The 22,641-nt window shown below is 73.9% G+C and carries 17 protein-coding genes; 8 read left to right on the top strand and 9 right to left on the bottom strand.

Going from position 1 to position 22,641, the window contains the following annotated elements:
- Positions 1–125: 125 nt before the first annotated feature.
- From AC0IVP_RS13095 to AC0IVP_RS13085, 3 genes are all read right to left on the bottom strand, one after another.
- Positions 126–1,898, bottom strand: a complete 1,773-nt coding sequence (locus AC0IVP_RS13095; protein ID WP_471757042.1) for an alkaline phosphatase D family protein — start codon at positions 1,896–1,898, stop codon at positions 126–128.
- 115 nt (positions 1,899–2,013) lie between these two features.
- Positions 2,014–2,517 (bottom strand): hypothetical protein, encoded by a 504-nt coding sequence (locus AC0IVP_RS13090; RefSeq protein WP_471757040.1) that lies wholly within the window; start codon positions 2,515–2,517, stop codon positions 2,014–2,016.
- A gap of 30 nt (positions 2,518–2,547) precedes the next feature.
- Positions 2,548–4,302, bottom strand: a complete 1,755-nt coding sequence (locus AC0IVP_RS13085) for a PHP domain-containing protein (RefSeq protein WP_471757038.1) — start codon at positions 4,300–4,302, stop codon at positions 2,548–2,550.
- Between the two features lie 308 nt (positions 4,303–4,610).
- On the opposite strand from AC0IVP_RS13085, the gene AC0IVP_RS13080 reads away from it, so the two are divergent.
- On the top strand, positions 4,611–5,306 hold the full coding sequence (locus tag AC0IVP_RS13080) for a hypothetical protein (RefSeq protein ID WP_157519044.1): 696 nt from the start codon (positions 4,611–4,613) through the stop codon (positions 5,304–5,306).
- Positions 5,307–5,376: 70 nt separating this feature from the next.
- Here AC0IVP_RS13080 and AC0IVP_RS13075 read toward each other — a convergent pair whose 3' ends face one another.
- Positions 5,377–6,939: a Mur ligase family protein gene (locus tag AC0IVP_RS13075; RefSeq protein WP_471757036.1), complete on the bottom strand. Its 1,563-nt coding sequence runs from the start codon at positions 6,937–6,939 to the stop codon at positions 5,377–5,379.
- Between the two features lie 218 nt (positions 6,940–7,157).
- On the opposite strand from AC0IVP_RS13075, the gene AC0IVP_RS13070 reads away from it, so the two are divergent.
- Together AC0IVP_RS13070 and fdh are read left to right on the top strand one after the other, a co-directional pair.
- On the top strand, positions 7,158–7,745 hold the full coding sequence (locus AC0IVP_RS13070) for a hypothetical protein (protein ID WP_471757034.1): 588 nt from the start codon (positions 7,158–7,160) through the stop codon (positions 7,743–7,745).
- A 12-nt stretch (positions 7,746–7,757) separates the two neighbouring features.
- Positions 7,758–10,463: a formate dehydrogenase gene (gene fdh / locus AC0IVP_RS13065; RefSeq protein WP_471757032.1), complete on the top strand. Its 2,706-nt coding sequence runs from the start codon at positions 7,758–7,760 to the stop codon at positions 10,461–10,463.
- 3 nt (positions 10,464–10,466) lie between these two features.
- Here fdh and AC0IVP_RS13060 read toward each other — a convergent pair whose 3' ends face one another.
- On the bottom strand, positions 10,467–11,798 hold the full coding sequence (locus AC0IVP_RS13060; protein ID WP_471757030.1) for a cytochrome P450: 1,332 nt from the start codon (positions 11,796–11,798) through the stop codon (positions 10,467–10,469).
- 122 nt (positions 11,799–11,920) lie between these two features.
- Here AC0IVP_RS13060 and AC0IVP_RS13055 point away from each other — a divergent pair, with 122 nt between their 5' ends.
- The gene (locus tag AC0IVP_RS13055; protein WP_056299019.1) at positions 11,921–12,949 is read left to right on the top strand and encodes an Atu2307/SP_0267 family LLM class monooxygenase; all 1,029 of its coding nucleotides are present in this window, start codon (positions 11,921–11,923) and stop codon (positions 12,947–12,949) included.
- Between the two features lie 81 nt (positions 12,950–13,030).
- On the opposite strand, the gene AC0IVP_RS13050 is transcribed toward AC0IVP_RS13055, so the two are convergent.
- Genes AC0IVP_RS13050 through AC0IVP_RS13040 form a run of 3 tightly spaced genes read right to left on the bottom strand, consistent with a single transcriptional unit; the run spans position 13,031 to position 15,857 of the window.
- A complete protein-coding gene (locus tag AC0IVP_RS13050) occupies positions 13,031–14,056 on the bottom strand; it encodes an NAD(P)-dependent alcohol dehydrogenase (protein WP_471757028.1) in 1,026 nt (341 codons plus the stop codon).
- Positions 14,053–14,808 carry an iron-sulfur cluster assembly protein gene (locus AC0IVP_RS13045; protein WP_471757026.1) on the bottom strand — a complete coding sequence of 252 codons (756 nt, stop codon included), beginning with the start codon at positions 14,806–14,808 and terminating at the stop codon, positions 14,053–14,055. The genes AC0IVP_RS13050 and AC0IVP_RS13045 overlap by 4 nt, the downstream gene beginning before the upstream one ends.
- Entirely contained in the window at positions 14,808–15,857 is a 1,050-nt protein-coding gene (locus AC0IVP_RS13040; protein WP_056299010.1) for an amidohydrolase family protein, read from the bottom strand. The genes AC0IVP_RS13045 and AC0IVP_RS13040 overlap by 1 nt, the downstream gene beginning before the upstream one ends.
- Positions 15,858–16,041: 184 nt before the next feature.
- Between AC0IVP_RS13040 and AC0IVP_RS13035 the strand changes: the two genes are divergently transcribed.
- Together AC0IVP_RS13035 and AC0IVP_RS13030 are read left to right on the top strand one after the other, a co-directional pair.
- Positions 16,042–17,475 (top strand): AAA-type ATPase lid domain-containing protein, encoded by a 1,434-nt coding sequence (locus AC0IVP_RS13035; protein WP_471757024.1) that lies wholly within the window; start codon positions 16,042–16,044, stop codon positions 17,473–17,475.
- Positions 17,476–17,517: 42 nt separating this feature from the next.
- Positions 17,518–19,104, top strand: a complete 1,587-nt coding sequence (locus tag AC0IVP_RS13030) for a hypothetical protein (RefSeq protein ID WP_471757022.1) — start codon at positions 17,518–17,520, stop codon at positions 19,102–19,104.
- Positions 19,105–19,107: 3 nt separating this feature from the next.
- Here AC0IVP_RS13030 and AC0IVP_RS13025 read toward each other — a convergent pair whose 3' ends face one another.
- Positions 19,108–19,692: a TetR/AcrR family transcriptional regulator gene (locus tag AC0IVP_RS13025; RefSeq protein ID WP_471757020.1), complete on the bottom strand. Its 585-nt coding sequence runs from the start codon at positions 19,690–19,692 to the stop codon at positions 19,108–19,110.
- Between the two features lie 105 nt (positions 19,693–19,797).
- Here AC0IVP_RS13025 and AC0IVP_RS13020 point away from each other — a divergent pair, with 105 nt between their 5' ends.
- Together AC0IVP_RS13020 and AC0IVP_RS13015 are read left to right on the top strand one after the other, a co-directional pair.
- On the top strand, positions 19,798–21,123 hold the full coding sequence (locus AC0IVP_RS13020; RefSeq protein ID WP_471757018.1) for an NtaA/DmoA family FMN-dependent monooxygenase: 1,326 nt from the start codon (positions 19,798–19,800) through the stop codon (positions 21,121–21,123).
- 38 nt (positions 21,124–21,161) lie between these two features.
- Positions 21,162–22,634, top strand: a complete 1,473-nt coding sequence (locus AC0IVP_RS13015) for a DHA2 family efflux MFS transporter permease subunit (RefSeq protein WP_471757016.1) — start codon at positions 21,162–21,164, stop codon at positions 22,632–22,634.
- Positions 22,635–22,641: the final 7 nt, after the last annotated feature.

Here is a 22,641-nt window from a genome sequence, read left to right as displayed (position 1 = left end):
CCAGGCGACCGCGGCCAGCCGGACCGGTGTCGGCGGGGGGCCGGCCTGCGCCGGCCGGGGCGGCGGCACCGAGCTGGTGAGCGCGGGCCGGGGCGGCACGGGGCCCCGGCCCGCGGTCACCGGGTTCACGCTCCCCGGGGCCGGTCCGAGCGTGGCCCGAGCTGGCCGACCGGGCCGGACACCACGCGGGTGCCGCGCACCGACTGCCAGGCCGACTCGAAGCCCACGGTGGCCTGCGGGTCCAGTCGCGGGTCGACGGCCAGGCCCTTGTCGCCGCCGGAGCGGATGAACCAGAAGTCGGTCTGCACCCGGTCCGGCGTCACGTCGATGACGGCGAACCCGTGACCGATGCCCTCCAGGTACCGGATCCACGGGTTCACGCCCTGGAAGGCGGCGGTGGCGGACTGGGCCGCGGCCGCCGAGCCGCCGAGGGACTCCTTGAACCCGTTGCTGGTGACCGACGGGCAGACGAACTCGACGCCGACCGACCGCCGCGCGGTGCGGTAGGCGGCGGCGTCGAAGCCGGCCGGGAGGTCGTTGGCCCACGAGGAGTGGATGTCCCCGGTGAGGACGACGGGGTCGGTGGTGGCCCGGCCCATCGCGGCGACCAGCGCGGCCTGGTCGGCCTGGTAGCCGTCCCACTGGTCGGCGTTGAACACCTGGCCGCCGAGCACCCCGGCGCGGGGCAGGGCCAGCACCCGGGTGAGCACCGTCTGGTTGCCGACCAGGTGCCAGGTCTTGCGGCTGCCGGTGATCCCGTCGGTGAGCCAGGTCAGCTGCTCGGGCTCGGGCAGGTGCCGGGCGGGGTCGGTGAGGGCGGGGTTGAGCTGCCCGCCGACGGTGGCGGGCACCTGCTGGCTGCGGTTCTGCCGGGTCTCGACGACCGACAGGTCGGCCAGGTCGCCGAAGGAGAAGCGGCGGAAGAACTGGGTGCCCCGGTGGGGGGCGGGCTGCCAGCCGGGCTCCCGGATCGGCATCCACTCCAGGTAGGCCTGGAAGGCGGCGGCGCGGCGGGCCAGGAAGTCGCCCTCGGCGCGGGTGCCGGCGGGCTCGCCGGGTCCGGTGTAGCCGGTGTCCGGGTCGTCCTGCTGCTCGTGGTTCTCCGCGCCGGTGTCGTAGGCGTCGTTGGTGATCTCGTGGTCGTCGAAGACGGTGATCCACGGGTGCCGCTGGTGGGCGGCCTGCAGGTCGGGGTCGGTCTTGTAGAGCGCGTGACGCAGCCGGTAGTCGGCCAGGGTGACCATCTCGGTGGCCGGTTCGTGGTCCCGGGTGCCGGCCAGCGACGCCGGGCCGTAGCGGTCCTCGTCGTTGCCGTACTCGTAGAGGTAGTCGCCCAGGTGCAGCACGGCGTCCAGGTCGTCGCGGGCGGCCAGCCCGCGGTAGGCGGTGAAGAAGCCGCCGGTGTAGTTCGAGCAGGACACGAAGGCCAGCCGCAGCGCGTGGGTGCGGCCGGGCTCGTCGGGTGAGGTCTGGGTCCGGCCGACGGGGGAGGTCTCCCCGCGGGAGGTGAACCGGTACCAGTAGCGGGTGTAGGGGGTGAGCCCGCCGACGACCACCTTGACCGTGTGGTCGCGGTCGGCGTCGGTGCGCAGCGATCCGCGGCGGACGACGCGGCGGAAGCCCTCGTCCGCGGCGATCTCCCAGTCGACCCGGCTGCCCGGGCCGCGACCGCTGCCCGGCAGTGCGGGCCGGCTGGGCGTGACCCGGGTCCACAGCAGCACCTCGGTGGCGGTGGGGTCCCCGGAGGCGACGCCGAAGCCGAAGACGCCGGCGCGGGCGGACTCGGCGACGGCGGCCCGGGCCTGCTCGGTGGTGAGCGCGCCGAAGGCCAGCGCGGCGGCGCCGACGGCGCCGCCCTGCAGGACGGAGCGGCGGGACAGCGGTGTCTGGGTGACCACGGGGTTCCTCGTCTCGGGGGGTGGCGCAGGGGTGGCGCGGGGGTGGCGCGGGGGTGGCGCGGGGTCGTGCCGGGCGGTGGTGTCGGGCGGCCGTGTCGGGCGGTGGGGCCGTGGCTCAGTGGCCGCCGCAGCACTCGTGCGGGGTGCTGATCTCGACCGGGCGCCAGGTGCCCGGTCCGGCCGGGTCGACGAGCAGCTCGACACCGTCGGGGTGGCGTACCGGTCGCAGGTGGCCGTCGACGCTGTCGACGACGTCCCCGGGGAGTGCGGGGGAGCCGATGCCGACGACCCGGTCGATGGCGGTGCCGGCGACCAGGTCGGCGACGGTCACCCGCACCGGGACGTCGTCCCCACCGGGGAACCGGACGACCCGGCCCTCCTGGGGGACGGCGTCGGTGGGCAGCACCGCCCCGCCCAGGGCCAGCGCCCAACGGTGCGGCAGGGTCCCGTCGTCGGGGCCCGGGGACACCTGCCAGCTGGCGGTCACCCGCGGGTCGGGGCCCGAGCGGTCGACGTGGGTCAGCACCCAGTCGACCGTCCGGCCGGTTCCGGACAGCGCGTCGTCCAGGGCGGCCAGCAGGTGGACGTCCACGGCCTGTGCCGCGGCCGGGACGCCCACCCACCACCCGCCGGTGTCGGCGGGGACGGCTCAGACCACGTCGACGAAGACCGGGTTCGCGTAGAACCACAGGTCGGCGAAGGGGTCCTCGTTGCCGACGACGTCGATCTGCGGGTTGCCCAGGGCGTCGAGCTGGTTGCCGTCGCTGCCGCGCAGGCGCAGGTAGAACGACTCCTGCACGTTGGTGAACGTGTGGTCCAGCCGGACCCGGCGTCCCCCCGCGGAGGAGGACACGTCGAAGGTCTTCACGACCGTCGTCCGCGGGGCCGCCAGGGTGTCCCGGTCACCGACCGGTCCGGTGACGGGGCCGCTGATCAGGTCGACCTTGGCCAGCCGGGGCACCTGGCCGGCGGAGTTGGGGCCGGCCGGCAGGTCGATGGTGACGTCGAGCTTCACGTCGCCGCCGCGGGCGATCCAGGTGCGCCCGCCCAGGGTGACCCCACGCCGGTCGCCCTCACCGCGGAAGGCCCGCACGCGCACGTCCAGGCCGTCGATGAGGCGGCCGTGCACGGCCACGACCTGGCCGGACTGCAGGCCGCGCATGACGTCCACGTAGGCCTTGGACTGCGCGGCCACCAGGGTGGAGGAGTACTGGCCTGGCCAGAAGTCGCCGTAGGTGGTGATCGGCTGCCCGGTGTCGACCGGGGCGCCCTTGCTGCCGGTGGTGGCGTAGTCCTGACTGCCCTGGACGAAGGTGTCCCGCCACACCTGGTGGGAGTCGGAGGTGGCGGTGACGAACCAGGGCAGGCCCTCGGCGAGCAGGGAGTCCCAGACGCCGCCGACCTTGGCGGTCATCCAGTCGAACCCGCCGTAGGTGCGGTACGGGTTCTCGGCCGCGGTGGGCAGGTAGCCGGGGAAGCTGTTCGTGCCGGGGCCGCGGTCGTAGTAGCCGCGCCCGGACCCCGGGCCGGCCGGCAGCGGGATCGCGGCGGCCTGGTGGCCGGGGGCGCCCTCCATGCCGACGGCGACCCGCGGGGCCGCGTCGCGCCAGTTGCGCAGCTCGTGCGGGCTGTCGATGCCGTTGCGCGAGGGGTGGTTGGCGAACATCAGCGCGATCTCGGTGCGGCCGCCGGTGACCTGCTGGTCCAGGTAGCGCAGCGCGTCCAGGGCGTAGGGCTCGCCCAGCGCCGAGGTGGCGCCGGGGATGACGCCGGTGCTGGCCAGCACGCCGCCGTCGTAGGCGGCCTCGAAGGCCCGCAGGATGTCCACGGTGTTCCGGCCCGGGGGCAGGAAGACCGTGGCGTGCTCGGCGCCGGGGATGTTCCACTCCAGGCCCTGGTAGACGAGCATGTCGCGGTAGGCCGCCCGGGACGCCTCGATGTTGGGCGTCACCTGGTCGATGGAGAACTTCTGGTGCGCGACGCTGCCGTGGTCGGTGATGACCACCCAGGACAGGCCGTACTCCCGCGCCTTGGCCACCTGGGTCTCGACGGTGTACTGCGCGTCGGGGGAGTACTGGGTGTGGATGTGGTGGTCACCGGCGAAGAACCGGTTGTTGCCGCTCCACGGGTTGGTCGGCGTCCGGCTGCCCGGTGCCGCCGCGGCGACGCCCTGGCCCCACCCGCCGGCCGCGCCGGCCAGCCCGGCGGCCGCACCGGCGACCAGCGCGCTGCCGGCGAGGAAGGAGCGGCGGGAGACCGACAGCCGGTCGCCGACCTCGGGGTCACGCCAGGAGCCGGCGAGTGCGGTGGTCTCGTGGGTGTGCCCGTCGGCCCCGTGCGGGTGTGCGTGGTCGTGGGTGTGGTCGTGGGTGTGGTCGTGCGGGTGTGCGTGGTCGTGCGCCATCTCGGGGTTCCTCCCGGGTCGCATGCGTGGTGAGCCACCCGACCCTCCGCGTTCGCGGCGAGGGCCGGGCGGCACCGGGACGCCGATCAGGTGAACAGCGCGTGGAGGGACGGTGAGTCCGGCTCACGACCGCGACCGACGGGACCCGTGCGCCGGCTGTGCGCCGGCCCAGCGACGGGCCCGTGAGCTGCACGTTCGTCGCGAGTCACCCGGATGGATGTGTTCGCTTCCCCACGCATCCGGGAGTGCCGTCGGCGGCGAAGGCCCACTGTCCTCACACCGGGGACGCCTCGATCCTGGGAGTGACCGTGAACACCAAGCACCTCGTCGCCAAGCGCACCGTCGCCGCCGCCATCGCCCTGAGCGCCGCGTTCGGCATGGCCGCCTGCAGCACCGACTCCGGCAGCGACACCGCCGCCGCGTCCAGCTCGTCGACCTCCAGCACCGTGACCAACCCCGAGCCCGCCGCCGTCGTCCCGGCCGTCTCCGGGGGCGACACCTCCGTCGCGCTGGACCAGGGCTTCCTGGACGCCCTCGCCGGCCTCGGCGTCACCCCCGGCGTCACCGGCACCGCGACGCTGGCCGACGGCGCCGTGGACTTCCCGATCACCGGCGGCACCGTGACCCTCTACGACAAGGACTCCGGCTACCGGCCCTTCGTCCAGGGCGTGCTCTTCCACCAGGGCTCGGGCCTGTCGCTGACCGCCGGTGCCACCACCGTCGAGCTGAGCAACTTCACCATCGACCCGGGCAAGCCCGCCCGCCTGTTCGGCGACGTGAGCGTCAACGGCGAGCTCGCCGTGCCCTCCGCCCCGCTCTTCGACCTCAACGGCACCACCCTGGAGCCCGTCTCCATGGACGCCGAGGGCAACGCCGTGCTGAGCGGCACCACCGTCGAGCTGTCCGCCGAGGCCGCCGACCTGCTGAACACCACGTTCGGCGTCACCGCGATCCCGGCCAACCTGGTCATCGGCATCGCGACCCTCACGGTCGCCACCAGCTGACCGACCAGCACGACCAGCACCGCCACACGCAGGGGCGCTCTCCGGACCACGGGGAGCGCCCCTGCGGCGTTCAGCAGGCCAGCGGCTCCGCGGTCCGGCCGGCCAGCGCCTCGCCGGCCACCTCGACGTCGGAGAAGGGCACCGCCAGTCCCGCGTCCAGCGCACCCGGGGCGTCCTGCAGCAGCGTCTCGTGCCCCCGCCCGACGACCAGGACGACGTCCTGCGGGCCGGCCGCGGTGACCGCGCCGGTGATGGCGGCCCGCCGGTCCATCTCGGTCCGGACGTGCGCCCGGGTGCCGATCAGACCGACCCGCAGCTCGTCGACGATGGCCGCCGGGTCCTCCCCGTGGCTGCCCTCGTTGGTCAGCCACACGTGGTCGGCGGCGCGCGCGGAGACGCCCAGGCCCTGGCGCTTGTAGCGGTCACGGGCACCGCGGGCGCCCAGCACCAGGTGCACCTCGCCGTCCGGGCGCAGGTCGCGGGCGGTCTGCACCGCGGCGGCCAGGGCGGCCGGGGTGTGCGCGTAGTCGACCAGCACGGTCGGCCCGCCGGGTGCGCCCACCAGGGTGTTGCGCCCCGGCGGCGGGACGGCGCGGGCCAACCCGGCGGCCGCGTCCGCGGCGTCGACCCCCAGCACCCGGGCGGCGGTCCAGGCCGCCGCCAGGTTGCCCACGTGCACCCGGCCGAGCACCGCCGACCGCACCCGGTGCGTCTGTCCGTCGGCGGCCAGCAGCACCTCCGTGCCGCCCTCGCCGGTGCGCCACTCCAGCACCCGGACGTCGCAGTCGGCGTCCGAACCCACCCGGGTCACCGGGATGCGGGCCTGGTCGGCCAGCCGCCGTCCCCACGGGTCGTCGGTCACCACCACACCCGCAGCGGCCCGGTCGGGGGCGAACAGCGCGGCCTTGGCGGCCCAGTACTGCTCGAGGGTGCCGTGGTGGTCCAGGTGGTCCTCCTCGAACCCGGTGAACACCGCGACGTCGACCGCGAGGGCGTCGAGGCGGCCCACGTCCAGCGCGATGGACGAGGCCTCCACGACCGCCCCGGTCGCGCCCTGGTCGACCATCCAGCGCAGCAGTCGGTGCAGCTCGGGGGCCTCCGGGGTGGTGAGCGCCGTCGACCGGCGGCGCTGCCCCAGGGAGGCGCCCACCGTGGAGACCAGTCCGCACGGTCCGTCGGCCCGGTCCAGCACGGCCTGCAGCAGCGTCGACGTCGTCGTCTTGCCGTTGCTGCCGGTGACCGCGGCCAGCCGCAGTGACCGGGCCGGGTCGCCGGCCACCAGGGCGCCCAGCGGCCCCAGGAGGGGGCGCACCGCGGGCACCACCAGCAGCGGCACGCCCAGGTCGGGCGGGAGCTGGTCGGGCCGGTCGACGACCAGCGCCACCGCGCCGGCGGCGACCGCCTGGGCCGCGTACCGGTGGCCGTCGAACCGGCCCCCGCGCACGCAGGCCAGCAGGCTGCCGGGGCGCACGGCGCGGGAGTCGGTCACCAGACCGCGGACGACGTCGACGGGGCCGCCGACCGTCGTGACACCGGGGCCGGCGACGGCGCGGGCGCGGGCGACCACCCGGGACCACGGGGTGTCCGGCGGCGGGGCGAACGGGTCGGTGCGGGCACCGGACGTCCCGGGCATGTGCTCTCTCCGTGGCACCGCGCGGGGTCGTTCGTGGCCGGGGCTGGGCCGGGCGCGGCCCTCCGACCGTAAACGCGGTTGTGCGGCCAGGCACCCCGGGACCCGGGTTGCCGCCCCCGCACCGGGCGGTGCATCCTCGGGGTGGGCCGAGCCGAGGCCCTCGCGTCGTCCCACCTCGCGAGGTCCGTCGTGCCCCTCCCCACCCACCGCCCGCCCCGGTGACCGCCACCCCGGAGCGCCGCGGCGTCCGCACCTGGCTGGACTCCTGGCCGGTCTACCGCCAGCTCACCGGCACCGACCCGCTGGGCCGCGGCCACGCGGCGCGGTCGCAGAAGACCGAGCACGTCACCTCCCGGACGGCGACCGCCGACCGGGTGGTGAAGTCCGTCTGCCCGTACTGCGCGGTGGGCTGCGGCCAGCGGGTGTTCGTCGAGGACGAGCAGGTCGTGCAGATCGAGGGCGACCCGGACTCGCCGATCAGCCGTGGCCGGCTGTGCCCCAAGGGCAGCGCGAGCAAGTCTCTCGTGACCTCCCCGAGCCGGGTGACGACGGTGAGGTACCGGCGTCCGCACGGCACCGAGTGGGAGGACCTGCCCCTGGACACGGCGATGGAGATGATCGCCGACCGGGTGCTCGACGCCCGGGCCAAGGGCTGGCAGGACACCGACGGCGGCAAGCGCGTGCACCGCACGATGGGCCTGGCCTCGTTGGGCGGCGCGACGCTGGACAACGAGGAGAACTACCTGATGAAGAAGCTGTACAGCGCGCTGGGCGCTGTGCAGATCGAGAACCAGGCGCGCATATAGCACTCCGCCACGGTGCCCGGTCTGGGTGCCACGTACGGCCGCGGTGGGGCCACGAACTTCCAGCAGGACCTGGTCAACAGCGACTGCATCGTCATCGAGGGCTCGAACATGGCCGAGTGCCATCCCGTCGGGTTCCAGTGGGTCATGGAGGCCAAGGCGCGGGGCGCCAAGGTCATCCACATCGACCCGCGCTTCACCCGGACGTCGGCGGTCGCCGACACCCACGTCCCGCTGCGCGCGGGCACCGACATCGCGTTCCTGGGCGGGCTGATCTCCCACGTCCTGGAGAACGGGCTCGACTTCCGGGAGTACGTCGTCGCGTACACCAACGCCGCGGCGATCCTGCGGGAGGACTTCGTCGACACCGAGGACCTGGACGGGCTGTTCTCCGGCTGGGACCCCGAGGCGGGGCACTACGACGAGACGTCCTGGCAGTACGAGGGCGTCGACGACAGCCCGCCGGCCGCCGGCCAGCAGGGCCCGGGCGACCCGTTCCGGGAGCAGAAGTCCGGCGCCTCGCAGGGCGTCAAGAGCGCCGACCAGTACGAGAGCGCCGGCGACGGCGGCGCGACCATCCACGGCAAGCCGCAGCGCGACGAGACGCTGCAGCACCCGCGCTGCGTGTACCAGGTGCTCAAACGGCACTTCGCCCGCTACACCCCCGAGATGGTGGCCGACGTCTGCGGCATCACCCCGGAGGTGTTCCTCGACGTCGCCCGGGCGGTGACGGCGAACAGCAACCGGGAGCGGACGACGGCCTGGGTGTACTCGGTGGGCTGGACCCACCACACGGTCGGCGTCCAGTACATCCGGACCTGCGGCATCCTGCAGGCCCTGCTGGGGAACACGGGCCGTCCCGGCGGCGGCATCCTCGCCCTGCGGGGGCACGCCTCCATCCAGGGGTCCACCGACATCCCGACGCTGTACAACCTGCTGCCCGGCTACATCCCGATGCCGCACGCCGAGTCGCACCCGACGCTGGACGACTTCTGCGCGGAGAGCGAGGGCTCGGTCGGGTTCTGGGGCAACATGCGCGCCTACACCGTGAGCCTGCTCAAGGCCTGGTGGGGCGACGCGGCGACGGCGGAGAACGACTTCTGCTTCGACCACCTGCCCAAGATCACCGGCGACCACGGGTCCTACCGGACGGTCGCGGACATGATCCAGGGCAAGGTGCCCGGCTACTTCCTGGTCGGGGAGAACCCGGCGGTCGGCCACGCCAACGGCAAGATGCAGCGGCTCGGGCTGGCCAACCTGGAGTGGCTCGTCGTCCGGGACCTGCAGATGATCGAGTCGGCGACCTTCTGGAAGACCGCGCCGGAGATCGAGACCGGGGAACTGGTCACCGAGGACATCGCCACCGAGGTGTTCTTCATGCCCGCCGCCACGCACGTGGAGAAGGAGGGCACCTTCACCAACACCCAGCGGCTGCTGCAGTGGCGGCGCAAGGCGGTCGAGCCGCCGGCCGACGCCCGCAGCGACCTGTGGTTCTACTTCCACCTGGGCCGCATCCTGCGCCAGCGGCTGCGGGACTCCGAGGACCCCCGGGACCGTCCGCTGCTGGACCTGACCTGGGACTACCCGACGCACGGGGCGCTGGTCGAGCCCTCGGCCGAGGCCGTGCTGCGGGAGATCAACGGGGTCGGGCCCGACGGTCGTGCGCTGTCGACCTACATGGACATGAAGAGCGACGGCAGCACGTCGGGCGGCTGCTGGATCTACACCGGGGTGTACGCCGACGAGGTCAACCAGGCCGACCGGCGGCGCTCGGGCCGGGAGCAGAGCTGGGTGGCCCCCGAGTGGGGCTGGGCCTGGCCGCTGAACCGGCGGACGCTCTACAACCGGGCCTCGGCGGACCCCGCCGGCAAGCCGTGGAGCGAGCGCAAGAAGTACGTGTGGTGGGACGAGGACGACCAGCGCTGGACCGGGGTCGACGTGCCGGACTTCGAGGTCGGCAAGCGCCCGGACTACGTGCCGCCGGAGGGTGCGACAGCGCAGGCCGGCATCGGCGGGGCCGACCCGTTCATCATGCAGAACGACGGCAAGGCCTGGCTGTTCGCGCCGTCCGGGCTGGCCGACGGTCCGATGCCCACCCACTACGAGCCGGCCGAGTCCCCGGTGCGCAACGCGCTGTACGGCACCCGGGCCAACCCGGGGGTCGAGCACATCCGGGCGGCGTGGAACCGGGAGAACCCCTCGCCCAGCGAGGTCTACCCCTACGTGTTCACCACCTACCGGCTCACCGAGCACCACACCGCGGGCGGGATGAGCCGCACGCTGCCCTACCTGTCCGAGCTCCAGCCGGAGTTCTTCGTGGAGGTCTCCCCGCAGCTGGCCGCCGAACGGCAGCTCACCAACGGCGGCTGGGCGACCCTGGTCAGCGCCCGGACGGCGATCGAGGCCAAGGTGCTGGTCACCGAGCGGATGCGCCCGCTGACCATGGGCGGGGGACAGGTGGTGCACCAGATCGGGGTGCCCTACCACTGGGGTGAGCAGGGCCTGTCGACAGGTGACAGCGGCAACGACCTGTTCGGCGTCGTGATGGACCCCAACGTGCACATCCAGGAGTCCAAGGTCGCCACCTGCGACATCCGGCCCGGACGGCGTCCGCGCGGGCCCGCGCTGGTCGAGTTCGTGGAGAGCCGCCGCCGGGCCGCCGGGGTGGCCAGCGGGCTGGTGCCGCCCGGGGGACGGGCACCGGTGGAGGAGGCGGACTGACCCTCAGGCGGTCCAGCGCACCGGCAGCCGCTTGACCCCGCGCTGGAAGGCCGACCGGAGGAGCACCGGCTCCCCGGCGGCCTCCAGCGTGCGGGTCCGCCCGACCAGCTGGCCGATGAGCGCGCGCATCTGCACCCGGGCCAGCTGGGCGCCCAGGCAGAAGTGCGGGCCGTGCCCGAACGTCAGGTGCGGGTTGGGGGAGCGGCGCAGGTCGAACGCGTCCGGGTCGGCGAACACGGCGGGGTCCCGGTTGGCCGCGGTGAAGGAGACGACGACCTTGTCCCCGACCGCGACCTGCTGCCCGGCCAGCTCGACGTCCCGGGTCGCCGTCCGGCGGAACACCATGACCGGGGTCCACCAGCGCAGCATCTCCTCCACCGCACCGGGCAGCAGCGAGGGGTCCGCGCGGAGCTCGGTCATCGCGTCGGGGTGCTGCAGCAACGCGATCAGGCCACCGGGCAGGCCGTTGCGCAGGGTCTCGTTCCCGGCGACGGCGAACAGCCAGAACATCGACTCGAACTCGGCGTCGCTCACCGAGCCGTCGGCGCCGTCGACCTGGGCCAGCAGCAGGCTCATCACGTCGTCCCCGGGGGCGGCGCGCTTGTGCTCGGCGAGCAGGCGGGCGTAGCCGTAGAGGTCGGGCATGCCGGCGGCGGTGCGCGGGTCGGGCATCCGGCCGTCCGGGCCGGGTTCCGGTCGCAGCCGCAGGGCCTCCCGGGCCAGCTCCGTGCCGGTGCTGCCGTCGAAGTGCGACGACGTCGCGTAGTCCGGGTCCTGCCAGCCGATGACCCGGTTGGACCAGTCGTACATCAGCCACCGGTCCTCGGCCGGCACACCCAGCACCTCGGCCAGGGTGAGCAGCGGCAGGTCGGCAGCCACGTCCCGGGCGACGTCCACGACCTCGGGCCCGGCCAGCATCCGGTCGACCAGCCCGGCGGCGGAGGACTCGACGGCCGCGGTGAGCGCGGCGACGGCGCGCGGGGTGAAGCTGCGGTTGAGCAGCCGGCGCAGCCGGGCGTGGTCGGGCGGGTCGGTGTTGAGCATCATCCGGCGGGCGAAGGGCAGGTCGGTCGCGTCGCGCACCTGGGTGGCGCCCAGCCAGGAGGAGAAGGTGGCGGGGTCCTTCATCACGCGCTCGACGTCGGCGTGCCGGAGCACCAGCCAGAACCCCGGCCCGGCCGGCTGCCCGTGCAGCGCCGGCTCGTCCACCCAGACGACGGCGTGCCGGTCGCGCAGCCGGGCCAGGGCGGCCAGCGGGGGACCGGTCTCGTAGGTGGCCGGGTCCACCACGGCACGGGTGTCGGCGCTGGGGCTGTCGGTTGCGGCGTGCGTCACACGAGGACCCTGGCGCACCCGGATGGTCGCCGTCGACCCCGGGAACACCGCAGACAGTTGAACGCTTGACTAGACTGCACCCGCCACCGCACCCGGTGGCCCATCGACCTGGGAGGTCCACCGTGCACATCGGCGTCGACAGCTTCGTGGCAGCAGTCACCGACCCGTCCACCGGACAGGAGATCGGCCCCGCGCAGCGCATGTCGGACCTGCTCGAGGAGATCGCCCTGGCCGACCAGGTCGGGCTGTACTCCTTCGGCATCGGTGAGCACCACCGGCCCGAGTACTACGACTCCGCCCCGGCGATCATCCTGGCCGCCGCCGCGGCCCGGACGAGTGCGATCCGGCTGGGCAGTGCCGTCACGGTGCTGTCGGCCGCGGACCCGGTCCGGGTGTTCCAGCAGTTCGCCACCCTGGACCTGCTCTCCGGTGGCCGCACCGACCTCGTCGTGGGCCGCGGGTCCTTCACCGAGGCGTTCCCGCTCTTCGGCCTGGACCTGGCCGACTACGACTCGCTGTTCACCGAGAAGCTGGAGCTGCTGCTGCAGATCCGTGACTCCGAGAAGGTCACCTGGTCCGGCCAGCACCGGCCCGCGCTGCGTGGCCAGGGGGTCTACCCGCGCCCGGCGCAGGAGCAGCTGCCCATCTGGGTCGGCGTCGGCGGCAGCCCGGAGTCCTTCGCCCGGGCCGGCCTGCTCGGCCTGCCGCTGATGATCGCGATCATCGGCGGCGAGCCCCGCCAGTTCGCCCCGCTGGTCGACCTCTACCGCCGGGCCGGTGCCCAGGCCGGGCACGCCCCCGAGAAGCTCAAGGTGGGCCTGCACGTGTTCGGCTACGTCGCGGAGAGCACCGAGGCCGCCGCCGACACGATCTACCCGGGCTGGAACGAGATGTTCACCAAGATCAGCCGCGAGCGCGGCTTCCGGCAGCCCAGCCGGGCGCAGTTCGACGCCACCTCCGGCCCCGACGGCGCCTTCTTCATGGGCGACCCGCAGACCGTGGCCACCAAGATCGAGCGGGTCGCCGAGCAGCTCGGCGGCGTCGACCGGCTGAGCCTGCAGATGACCAACCCGCGCCTGGCCCACAGCGACCTGCTCAGGGGCATCGAGCTGCTGGGCACCGAGGTCGCCCCGAGGGTCGCCGCCCTCTAGCCCCGCCCGCCGTGGCATGGGATCCCCCGCATACCGCTGACGCGCCGCGCCGTATGCGGGGGATCCCATGCCGGGGCGTCGTCAGGGGACGAGGATCGCCCGGCCGCGGACGCGCCCGGCGTCCAGGTCGTCGATCGCCTGCTGGAAGTCCGCCAACGCGTAGCGCTGGGTGTGCAGGGTGACCTTCTGCTGGGCCGCGAGGGCCATCAGCTCGACCAGGTCGTTGTAGCTGCCGACCAGGTTGCCGATGATGTTGATCTCCGCCGAGATCAGGTCGATCGTCGGGACGTCGATGTTCTCGCCGTACCCGACGATGAGGTAGTCCCCGCCCTGCCGGGTCATCGCGATGCCCTGCTTCGTCGACCCGCCCTCACCGACGAAGTCGATGACCACCTCGGCGCCCTTGCCGCCGGTCAGCTCCAGCACCTGCTCCACCTGGCTGCCGTCGGCGACGACGGCGTGGTCGGCGCCGATGCCCAGCGCCAGCTCCACCGCGTCGGGGTTCCGGTCGACGACGATCAGCTCGGCCGGGGAGATCGCCGCCATCACCTGGATGCCGATGTGGCCCAGGCCGCCGGCGCCGATGACCACGCAGCGGTCCCCGGCCCGCAGCCGCCGGGCTGCCTTCGCGGCCGCGTGGTAGGCGGTCAGGCCGGCGTCGGCCAGCGCGGCGACGGCGGCCGGCTCCAGCGAGTCGTCCAGCTTCACGCAGCTGCGTGCGGTGGTGAGGATGTACTCGGCGTACCCGCCGTCGCTGTCGATGCCGGGGAACCGGTTGGCCTCGCAGTGCACGTCGTCGCCGAACCGGCAGGCACGGCACAGCCCGCAGGTGACCAGCGGGTGCAGGATCACCGCGTCCCCGACGGCCACGTTGGTGACGGCGTCGCCGACCGCGTGGACCCAGCCCGCGTTCTCGTGGCCGATCGTGTACGGGAGCGCCACCTGGGACTTCTCGGCCCACTGGCCCTCGAGGATGTGCAGGTCGGTGCGGCAGACGCCGGCTCCGCCGACCCGGACGACGACGTCGTGCGGACCGCTCACCTCTGGCTCGTCGACCTCGGCCATCGCGAGCTGCTGGTGGTAGCCGGTGACGCGCACGGCCTTCATCTCAGGACCTCCAGGGGGAGTGCGGAGTCGATGGACGGGCGGAACACCTGGTCGGCGTCCGAACCCGGGTAGCGGGTGGTGAGCAGGCCGCGGCAGAAGTGCGCGTTCCCGTCGACGGAGATCCGGACCGACCGTGCCTTGCGCAGGGTCATCGCCACGGTCTCCGGCGCCGGCCGGGTGCCCTCGGGGGTCAGCAGCACCGGGGACGACGGGTCGGTGGGCAGCCCGAGGGCGGCCCGGCGGGACAGCAGCGAGTCCGTCGACGTCCCGGCCGGCAGGTCGGCCAGGACGAGGGCACCGACGGCCTGCTCGGTGCGCGAGGTGTCGGCGCGGAGCCACTCCGTGAGGGCCCGCTCCATCGCGGCGGTGTGCGCCTTGCGCTGGAAGGTGGCCCGCAGCTCGTCGAGGGACAGCTCCGCCTCGTGGCCGAAGGTGCCCCGGTAGCCGGCGTCCGCAGCGAGCCCGGCGTTGATCAGGTCGGAGTCGTGGTGGTCGTCGAGCTCCACCACGACCCGGCCCACGCCCGGGACGGCGAGCAGTGCGTCCCGGGCGTCGGACACCATCAGCCAGGCGAAGTTGGGGGCGCAGAACGACGTGGGCAGCCGCAGGTGCACCTCGACGTCCGTGCCCTCGACGACCACCGACCGGACGAACCCGAGGTCGGTCACCGCCTCGTCGAGCTCGGGGTCGATGACGGTGTCGAGTGCCGCGGTGACGGCGGCGTCGGACAGTCGGGGCAGGACCGCCGTCATCAGGCCATCGCCAGGTTCTTGTCGGCCGCGTCGGGGTCGCGCGGACCGGTGGCGGTGGCGTCGGCGTCGGCGACCTGCAGGCGCTCGGGCACCGGGATGTCGTACAGACGCGCGGCGTTCAGCCCGAGCACCTTGCGCTTCTGGTCCACCGAGATGGGCGCGTACTCGGTGAGGTCGGCGGGGATCTGGAAGTCCACGAAGGACTCCACCAGCCACTTGGGCGTCCACAGCGCGTAGTCGCTGGAGAACAGGATCCGGTCCTCGCCGATCCAGTAGAGGAGCTCGCCCATGATCTGGGCGAAGTACCGCGGCCGGGAGTGGATGAAGGGCATGGCGACGGCGAGGCCGCCGTAGACGTTGGGCTCCTGGGTGGCGATCCAGCAGAAGTCCTCGAGCCGGGGCAGGCCGACGTGCTCGACGATGAAGTTGAGGTCGGTGAAGTCGGTGGCCACGTGGTCGACGTCGGCGACGTCGAAGGCGTCCCGGTCCAGCGGGCGGATGGTGGGGCCCTTGTGCACGTGCACGTTCGTGATGCCGAGCTCGCGGCAGACCTCGAAGTACCGGTAGGCCATCGGGTCGTCGAGCTTCCAGCCGCGGCTGTCGCCGTGCCAGTCGGCGGTGTAGAGCTTCACGCCCTTGAGCTGGAAGCGCTCGGCGTCGGCGCGCAGCTGGTCGAGGCCGGCCTCGCCGTCGCGGGGGTCGAACCAGTGGTTGTACGTCAGCTTGTCGGGGTGGGCCTGGGTCAGCGCCCAGGCCTCCTCGGTCTGGCCGAAACCGCGCTCGTAGAACTCACCGAGCCGGGCGGGCTGGAAGACCGCGTGGTCGACGATCCCGTCGACGAAGACGTCGCGCATCAGCCGCTCGCCGCCCTGGTAGAGGTACTCCTCGTAGGGCCACAGCTCGGACTCGGGGCTCAGGTTGCGGTGGTAGTCGTAGAAGCAGTCGATGAACTGCTTGCCGTGGATGTTGCGCTGGTTCTCGGGGCGGGCGTCCCAGAGCGCGATGTGCGCGTCCACGACGAAGTAGTCGTTGCCGTCCTTGCTGTACACGGGTCCTCCTCGAGCAGGCTCCAGACCCTCCGTTGGGAGCTGGATCACACCGGCTCCGACGCTAGGGCGGCATGCGCACGTCGCTCTACGACCCGGCGTCTCAATGTGAGACACCGACCACTCGTGGCCGGGGGTCCCGGGCCCTACGGTCGAGGAGCGCACCGTCGCGCGGAGGGGGTCCGTCGTGGACACGTCAGGCAGTCCGGTCCCGCTGGCCCGCCCCCGGGTGCAGGCCTCGTGGGTCCGCAGCGAGCGCTACGGGGTCTCCCCGGAGGGCGTCGAGCCGGTCTTCACCGGCACCGTGGACACCGGTTCGTTGTTCTACGAGTGCGGTGCCGAGGTGCTCAGCCGGCTGCACGGGACGCTGGGCACCGAACCCGTCGGGCTGATGATCACCGACCACGAGGGCCTGGTGCTGGCCCGCTGGTCGGTCGATGCGGACATGAACCGCTCGCTGGACCGGGTGCACCTGGCGCCCGGCTTCTACTTCGGCGAGCAGACCGCCGGCACCAACGGCCTCGCCCTCGCCCTGGCCGACCGGGTGCCGGCGTTGGTGCGCTCCGGGGAGCACTTCGTGGCACCGCTGCGGCGCTACACCTGTGCCGCCGTCCCGGTGCTGGACCCGCGCAGCGGCGACCTGGTCGGCAGCATCAACATGACCACCTGGTCCGACGCCTCCTCCGACCTGCTGCTGGCCCTGGCCCAGTCGGCGGCGGGCAACACCAGCGCGCTCATGCACGTGCGCGCCGGCGGTCAGCCGGTGCGTCCGCTGCCGCGCGGCGAGGTCTTCCACGTGGTGGCCGACCGGCTGCCGGCCGGGGACCCGTGTGCCTCCCGCGGCTGGTCCGAGGCCGTCGCCGGCGCCCGGGACGCCGTCTCGGCAGGCCGGCTGACCGTCGTGGTGGGGGAGCCGGGGGTGGGCAAGTCCGCCGTCGCCACGCTGGCCCGGCAGGGACGACGGCGCCGCGAGCGGGTGCTGGTGGCCCGCCCGCCCGGCCCCGAGGACGTCGAGGCGTGGCTGGCGCTGTGGTCACCGGCGCTGACCTCCCCGGACACCTGCGTGGTGGTCGCCGGCGCCGACGCGCTGCCGGCCTGGGCGGCCGACGAGCTGGCCGCGGTGCTGGCGCACAGCGCGACCCCGCTGCGCCCGGCGGTGCTGACCGCGTCGTCCTACGCCGCGCTGCCACCGGCGCTGGCCGCGCTGGCCGACGCCGTCGTCGAGGTGCCACCGCTGCGCCACCGGCCCGAGGACGTCGGCCCACTGGCTCGGTCCTTCGCCCGGGAGCTGCGCCACCGGGACGTCGAGTTCACCCCGCGGGCGGTCCGGGCGCTGGCCGCGTACGGCTGGCCGGAGAACGTCCGGGAGCTGCGGGCGGTGGTGCGGGAGGCCGCGTCCCGCACCGACGTCGTCGACGTGGGCCACCTGCGCCCGGAGGTGCTCAGCTCCGGGCAGCGGTCGCTGACCCGACTGGAGCAGCTGGAGCGCGAGGAGATCCTGCGCTGGCTGACCGTGCCCGGGACGACGGTGGTGCAGGCCGCTGCGGAGCTGGGGCTGTCCCGCGCCACCCTGTACCGGAAGATCAGCCAGTACGGCCTGGCGGTGCCGGGCCGGGACTGACCCGGTGGCCGGTCGCCGCACCCCGGCGGTCAGGATCGGGGGGTGCCCCCCGCGACCGTCCGCAGCGTCCTGCTCCCCGGCCGGCACCACGTGCTGACCCGGTTCCAGGCCGAGCACCTGCGGGCGGTCGTCGCCGGCGGGGTGGCCGACACCGACGGCGTTCCCGTCGTATGCACCGAGGACGTGGCCGTGGTGTGGGCGGTGACCTCGGCCAACCACCGGGGCACCCGGCGCAACCCGGTGCCCGCGCACCGGCGGGAGGCCGCCATCGAGCGGTTCTGCCTGGCCGAGGGCCTCACCGGTGTCGTCGTCGGGGTGGTCGACGTGGCCCCCACCGACCGGTTCGCCGAGCTGACGCTGAAGACCGTCGCGCACGAGACCGGCGGTCGGTGGGCACCGGACCCGGCCGACACCGTCGTGGCCTGCTCCACCGCGTCGGTCGCTGCGATGTACCGGGCGCTGGGCTACCGCATCGTGCCGGTGGAGGACGCCTCGCCCGACGCCCCGGCCCGGCCGTGGGACGTGCTCGAGCTGCTGGTGGCCGACGACCCGGCCTGGCGCGAGCTCGCGCACCCGGCCACGGTCGCGGTGTTCGACCGGTACGGGCTGGCGGAGTCCACCCGCGTCATCTGCTCGGACCCGGTCGTCGGCTCCGAGGGCGGGCTGACCGCCACCCGGGAGTACCGCTCCTACATCGCTGCCTTCGAGTCCGCGGCGCAGCGCAAGTGGGACCAGGCCCGGCCCTACGTGCAGCCCGGCCGGATCGTCGACATCGGCTGCGCGACCGGCGCGATGCTGGAGCTGGCGGCCGGCGAGCCGACCCTGCACGAGTCGGACCTGTTCGGCGTCGAGGTGGCCCGGCACCTGTTCGACGAGTGCGAGCACCGCCGGGCACAAGGGGCCTTCGCAGCCAACCCGAACACCTTCTTCGTGCAGGCCAACGTGCTCAACGGGCCGGTCTTCCCGCCGGCCACGGTGGACACCACGACGACGTTCGCGCTGACCCACGAGATACTCAGCTACGGCGGCGGGGTGTCCGCGCTGGAGGAGCTGGCCGCGAACGTCGTCGCGCACACCGTGCCCGGCGGTGTCTGGGTGAACTCCGACGTGTGCGGCCCGGCCGACGGCGACCGGACCGTCCGGCTGCGGTTGCGCACCGACGACGGTGCCCGCCCGGCCGGTCCCGTCGACCTGCTGGCCCGGCCCGCCGAGGAGGTCGGCCCGTACCTGGACGGGCTGTGCACCCGGGCCCGCCTCGACCAGTTCGCGGTGGACTTCCGCCGGGCGGCCGGGGTGGCCTTCCCGTTCGAGACCGACGGGGACGACGTGCTGCTGCGGCTGGCCGACGCCATGGAGTTCCTGTCCAAGGTCAGCTACACGCACAACTGGCTCAGCGAGGTGCACGAGCAGTTCTGCGCCCTGGACGGCGCCGCGTGGTCGGCGCTGGTGCGCGCGGCCGGCTTCGAGGTCGACCCGCGCTCCGGCGCCTGGCGCAACGACTGGCTGGTGGACAACGTCTTCGCCCCCGTGGCGACGCTGCTGGACCCGGCGACGGGGGAGCAGCTGGACTGGCCGGACACCCACGTGCTGCTGGTGGCCCGCCGCCCCGAGCTGCCCGGGATCAGCTGAGTCTCAGGCGGGGGGAGTGGCCCAACCGGTGCGCAGCAGGGACCCCAGGCCGGCCGGGGAGGCCGCGTCGGCCATGGCCGCCTCGCGGACCCAGCTGATCGCCAGCACCGCCAGGAACAGGTCCCGGCCGCGGACGTCGGACCGGGCCCGGCCGGCCTGCTGGGCCGCGGTGAGGAACTCCTCGGTCGTCGTCACGTAGCCCTGGCAGGTGAGCGCCAGCGGCGAGGTCTGCTCGGTGACGGCGGCCCGCAGCGGGTCGGGCAGTCCGTCGAACGCGGTCGCCCAGGTGCCCAGCGCCTCCAGCCAGCCGTCCAGTGCGACGGCCGGGTCGGTCTCCGCGGTCCGGACCGCGTCCCGGCGGGCCACCAGCTCGCTGTCCCGCGCCGCGAGGAGTGCGGCGAGCAGGGCGTCCCGGCTGGGGAAGTGCCGGTAGAGGGTGCCGGCGCCGACACCGGCCTGCTTGGCCAGCGCGTGCAGCGACCCGGTCACGCCGTGCTCGGTGAAGTACCGCTCGGCGACGTCCAGGATGTGCGTCCGGTTGCGGGCGGCGTCGGTGCGGGGCCGCCGTCCGGCTGTCGTCTCGGACACGTCCGGCCTCCCTGGTGGACAAGACGGAGAGTGTCTCCGTATGGTCGTGGCATCCGAACGGAGACCATCTCCGGATCAGGTTACCGCCTCCCGACAGGACGTGTCGTGCCCGCTCAGCTGCTCCTGGCCATCCAGATCGCCAACGGCTACGGCTCCCAGCCGGGCTCCTGGCGGATGCCCGGTGTCGACCCGCGCAGCTACACCGACATGGACGTCTTCGCCCGGTACGCGCAGGCCGCCGAGCGCGGCAAGCTGCAGCTGGTCTTCCTGGCCGACACCCCGGTGCTGGAGAACGACATCTCCCGGGCGGTGCCGAACCACTCGATCGACCCGCTGGTCGTGCTGACCACGATGGCCCGGGCCACGCAGCGGATCGGGCTGGTGGCCACCGCGTCCACGACGCTGAACGAGCCGTACGCGATCGCCCGGCAGTTCAAGGCCCTGGACGTGGCCAGCCACGGCCGGGCCGGCTGGAACGCCGTCCCGACCTCGCTGCCGGCCGCCGCCGCCAACTTCGGCGTCGCGCTGCCGCCGCGGGCGCAGAAGTACGAGCGGGTGCACGAGGTGGTCCAGGTCGTGCAGGCGCTGTGGGGCAGCTGGGAGCGCGACGCCTGGGTGCTGGACGTCGAGGGCGGGCGGTTCGCCGACACCTCGAAGATCGCGCCCGTCGGCCTGCAGGGCGCGCACGTCGCCTCCCGCGGACCGCTGCCGATCCCGCCGTCGGAGCAGGGTCAACCTGTCGTCTTCCAGGCCGGCGGGGGCGGCAACGGCCTGGCCGTGGCCGCCCGGTACGCCAGCGGCGTCTACGCCAACCCGTTCAGCATCGCCGAGGGCAAGGCCCACCGGGACGCGCTGCGCGCCGCGGCCGCGGCCGTCGGGCGGGACCCCGACGAGGTCAAGCTCTTCGCCGGCTTCATGCCCAGCATCGCCGGTTCCCGCCGGGAGGCCCTGGACCGCCGCCGCCGGCTCGACGAGGTCGTCGACCTCGAGGCGCGGGTCGGGTACCTGGGCTCGATGCTCGGCCTGCACCTGGAGCCGGCCCAGCTCGACGAGCCACTGATCCCCGAGCAGCTCGCCGCGGCCCGGCCCTCGCCCGGGGACCCGCGCGCGCCGCACGCGCTGGAGGTCGCCCGCGAGGGCTGGACGCTGCGCGACGTCCTCGCGCACGGCGTCATCGACTACCACCCGGTCGTGCCCGGCACCGCCGAGGACGTCGCCGACCACATGCAGGCCTGGTTCGAGGCCGGCGCCTGCGACGGGTTCTCCCTGGCCATCGACGTCTACGCCGACGGCATCGACGCCTTCGTCGACCAGGTCGTCCCGGTCCTGCAGCAGCGCGGGCTGTTCCACCTCGACTACGAGGGCCCGACCCTGCGGGAGAACCTCGGTGTCCCGGACCAGTACGGGCTCGACCCGCGCCTCACCGCCTGACCTCCCCACCACCCTCCCGACCCCTGAGGACCACGCGCATGGCCGCCCACGACACGACCGCCGCACCGGTCGCCGACACCACCGCACGACGGCCCGCCGCGGACCGGCTGGCCCCGGGCAGCGGCCTGGTGATCGGCATCCTGATGGTGTCGGCGTTCATCGTCCTGCTCAACGAGATGCTGCTGGGCGTCGCGCTCCCGACCCTGATCACCGACCTGGGCATCACCCCGACCACCGGTCAGTGGCTGACCACCGGCTACCTGCTGACCCTGGCGGTGCTGATCCCGGCGACCGGCTTCCTCATGCGCCGGTTCCACCTGCGGACGGTCTTCCTGGCCTCGATGAGCCTGTTCCTGGTGGGCACCGCGATCGCCGCGGTCGCCCCGGGCTTCGAGGTGCTGCTCGCCGGGCGCATCGTGCAGGCCGCCGGGACCGCCGTGTTCGTCCCGCTGCTGATGACCACCACGATGCGGCTGGTACCCGAGTCCCGGCGCGGCCAGATGATGGCCGTGGTGACCGCGGTCCCGGCCGTGGCCCCCGCCGTCGGGCCGGCGGTGTCCGGGCTGGTGCTGTCGGCACTGAGCTGGCGGTGGCTGTTCCTGCTGGTGCTGCCGGTCGCGCTGCTCGCCCTCGTGCTGGGTGCCTGGAAGCTGCGCAACACCACCACCCCGGAGCCGGTGACCCTCGACGTGCCGTCCCTGCTGCTGTCGGCGGTCGGGTTCGGGGCGCTGGTCTACGGGCTGGCCTCGATCGGTGAGTCGGTGTCCGGGCACACCCTCGTCCCGCCGTACCTGCCCGTCGGAGTGGGACTGCTCGGCCTGGCCGCGTTCGTCCGCCGCCAGGTGGTCCTGCAACGCGGACCCGGGGCGTTCCTGGACGTGCGCGTCTTCCGCAGCCGGGGCTTCAGCATCCCGCTCGTGGTCATGGTCGTCATCGCCCTCAACGGGTTCGGCTCGCTGATCGTGCTGCCGCTGCTGCTCACCGAGGTCACCGGGCTCAGCACCCTGGCCATCGGGCTCTTCCTCGTCCCCGGCGGTGCCGCGATCGCGATCGTCTCCGCCCTCGGCGGGCGGGTCTACGACCGCGTCGGGCCACGCCCGCTGGCGATCCCCGGCTCGCTGGTGTGGACGGCCGCGCTGTGGTTCTTCAGCACCGTCGACGAGGGCACCAGCGCACTCGCCCTGCTGCTGGCCTACCTGGTGCTCAACGCCTCCCAGGCCCTGATGTGGGCCCCGATGACCACCAGCGCGCTGTCCTCGCTGCCCGCCGACCTGTACCCGCACGGCACCGCGGCCTTCACCACCGTCCAGCAGCTGGCCGGCGCCGCCGGCGGAGCGGTGCTCGTCTCCGCCTACACGATCGGCTCCGGTGCCACCGACGCCGGCGACCTCAGCACCGACCAGGCCGTCGCCGCCGCGCAGACCGCCTTCACCACCGCCGGCGTCCTGGCGTTCGTCGCCGTGCTCGGCGTCCTGTCCGTGGGCACGTCACCCACCACCACCACCACCTGAGAGGACC

The sequence above is a fragment of the Klenkia sp. AC732 genome, from assembly GCF_979256525.1.
The sequence above is the reverse complement of the archived record's forward strand: the minus strand, read 5'-3'. Positions and strand labels throughout refer to the sequence as shown.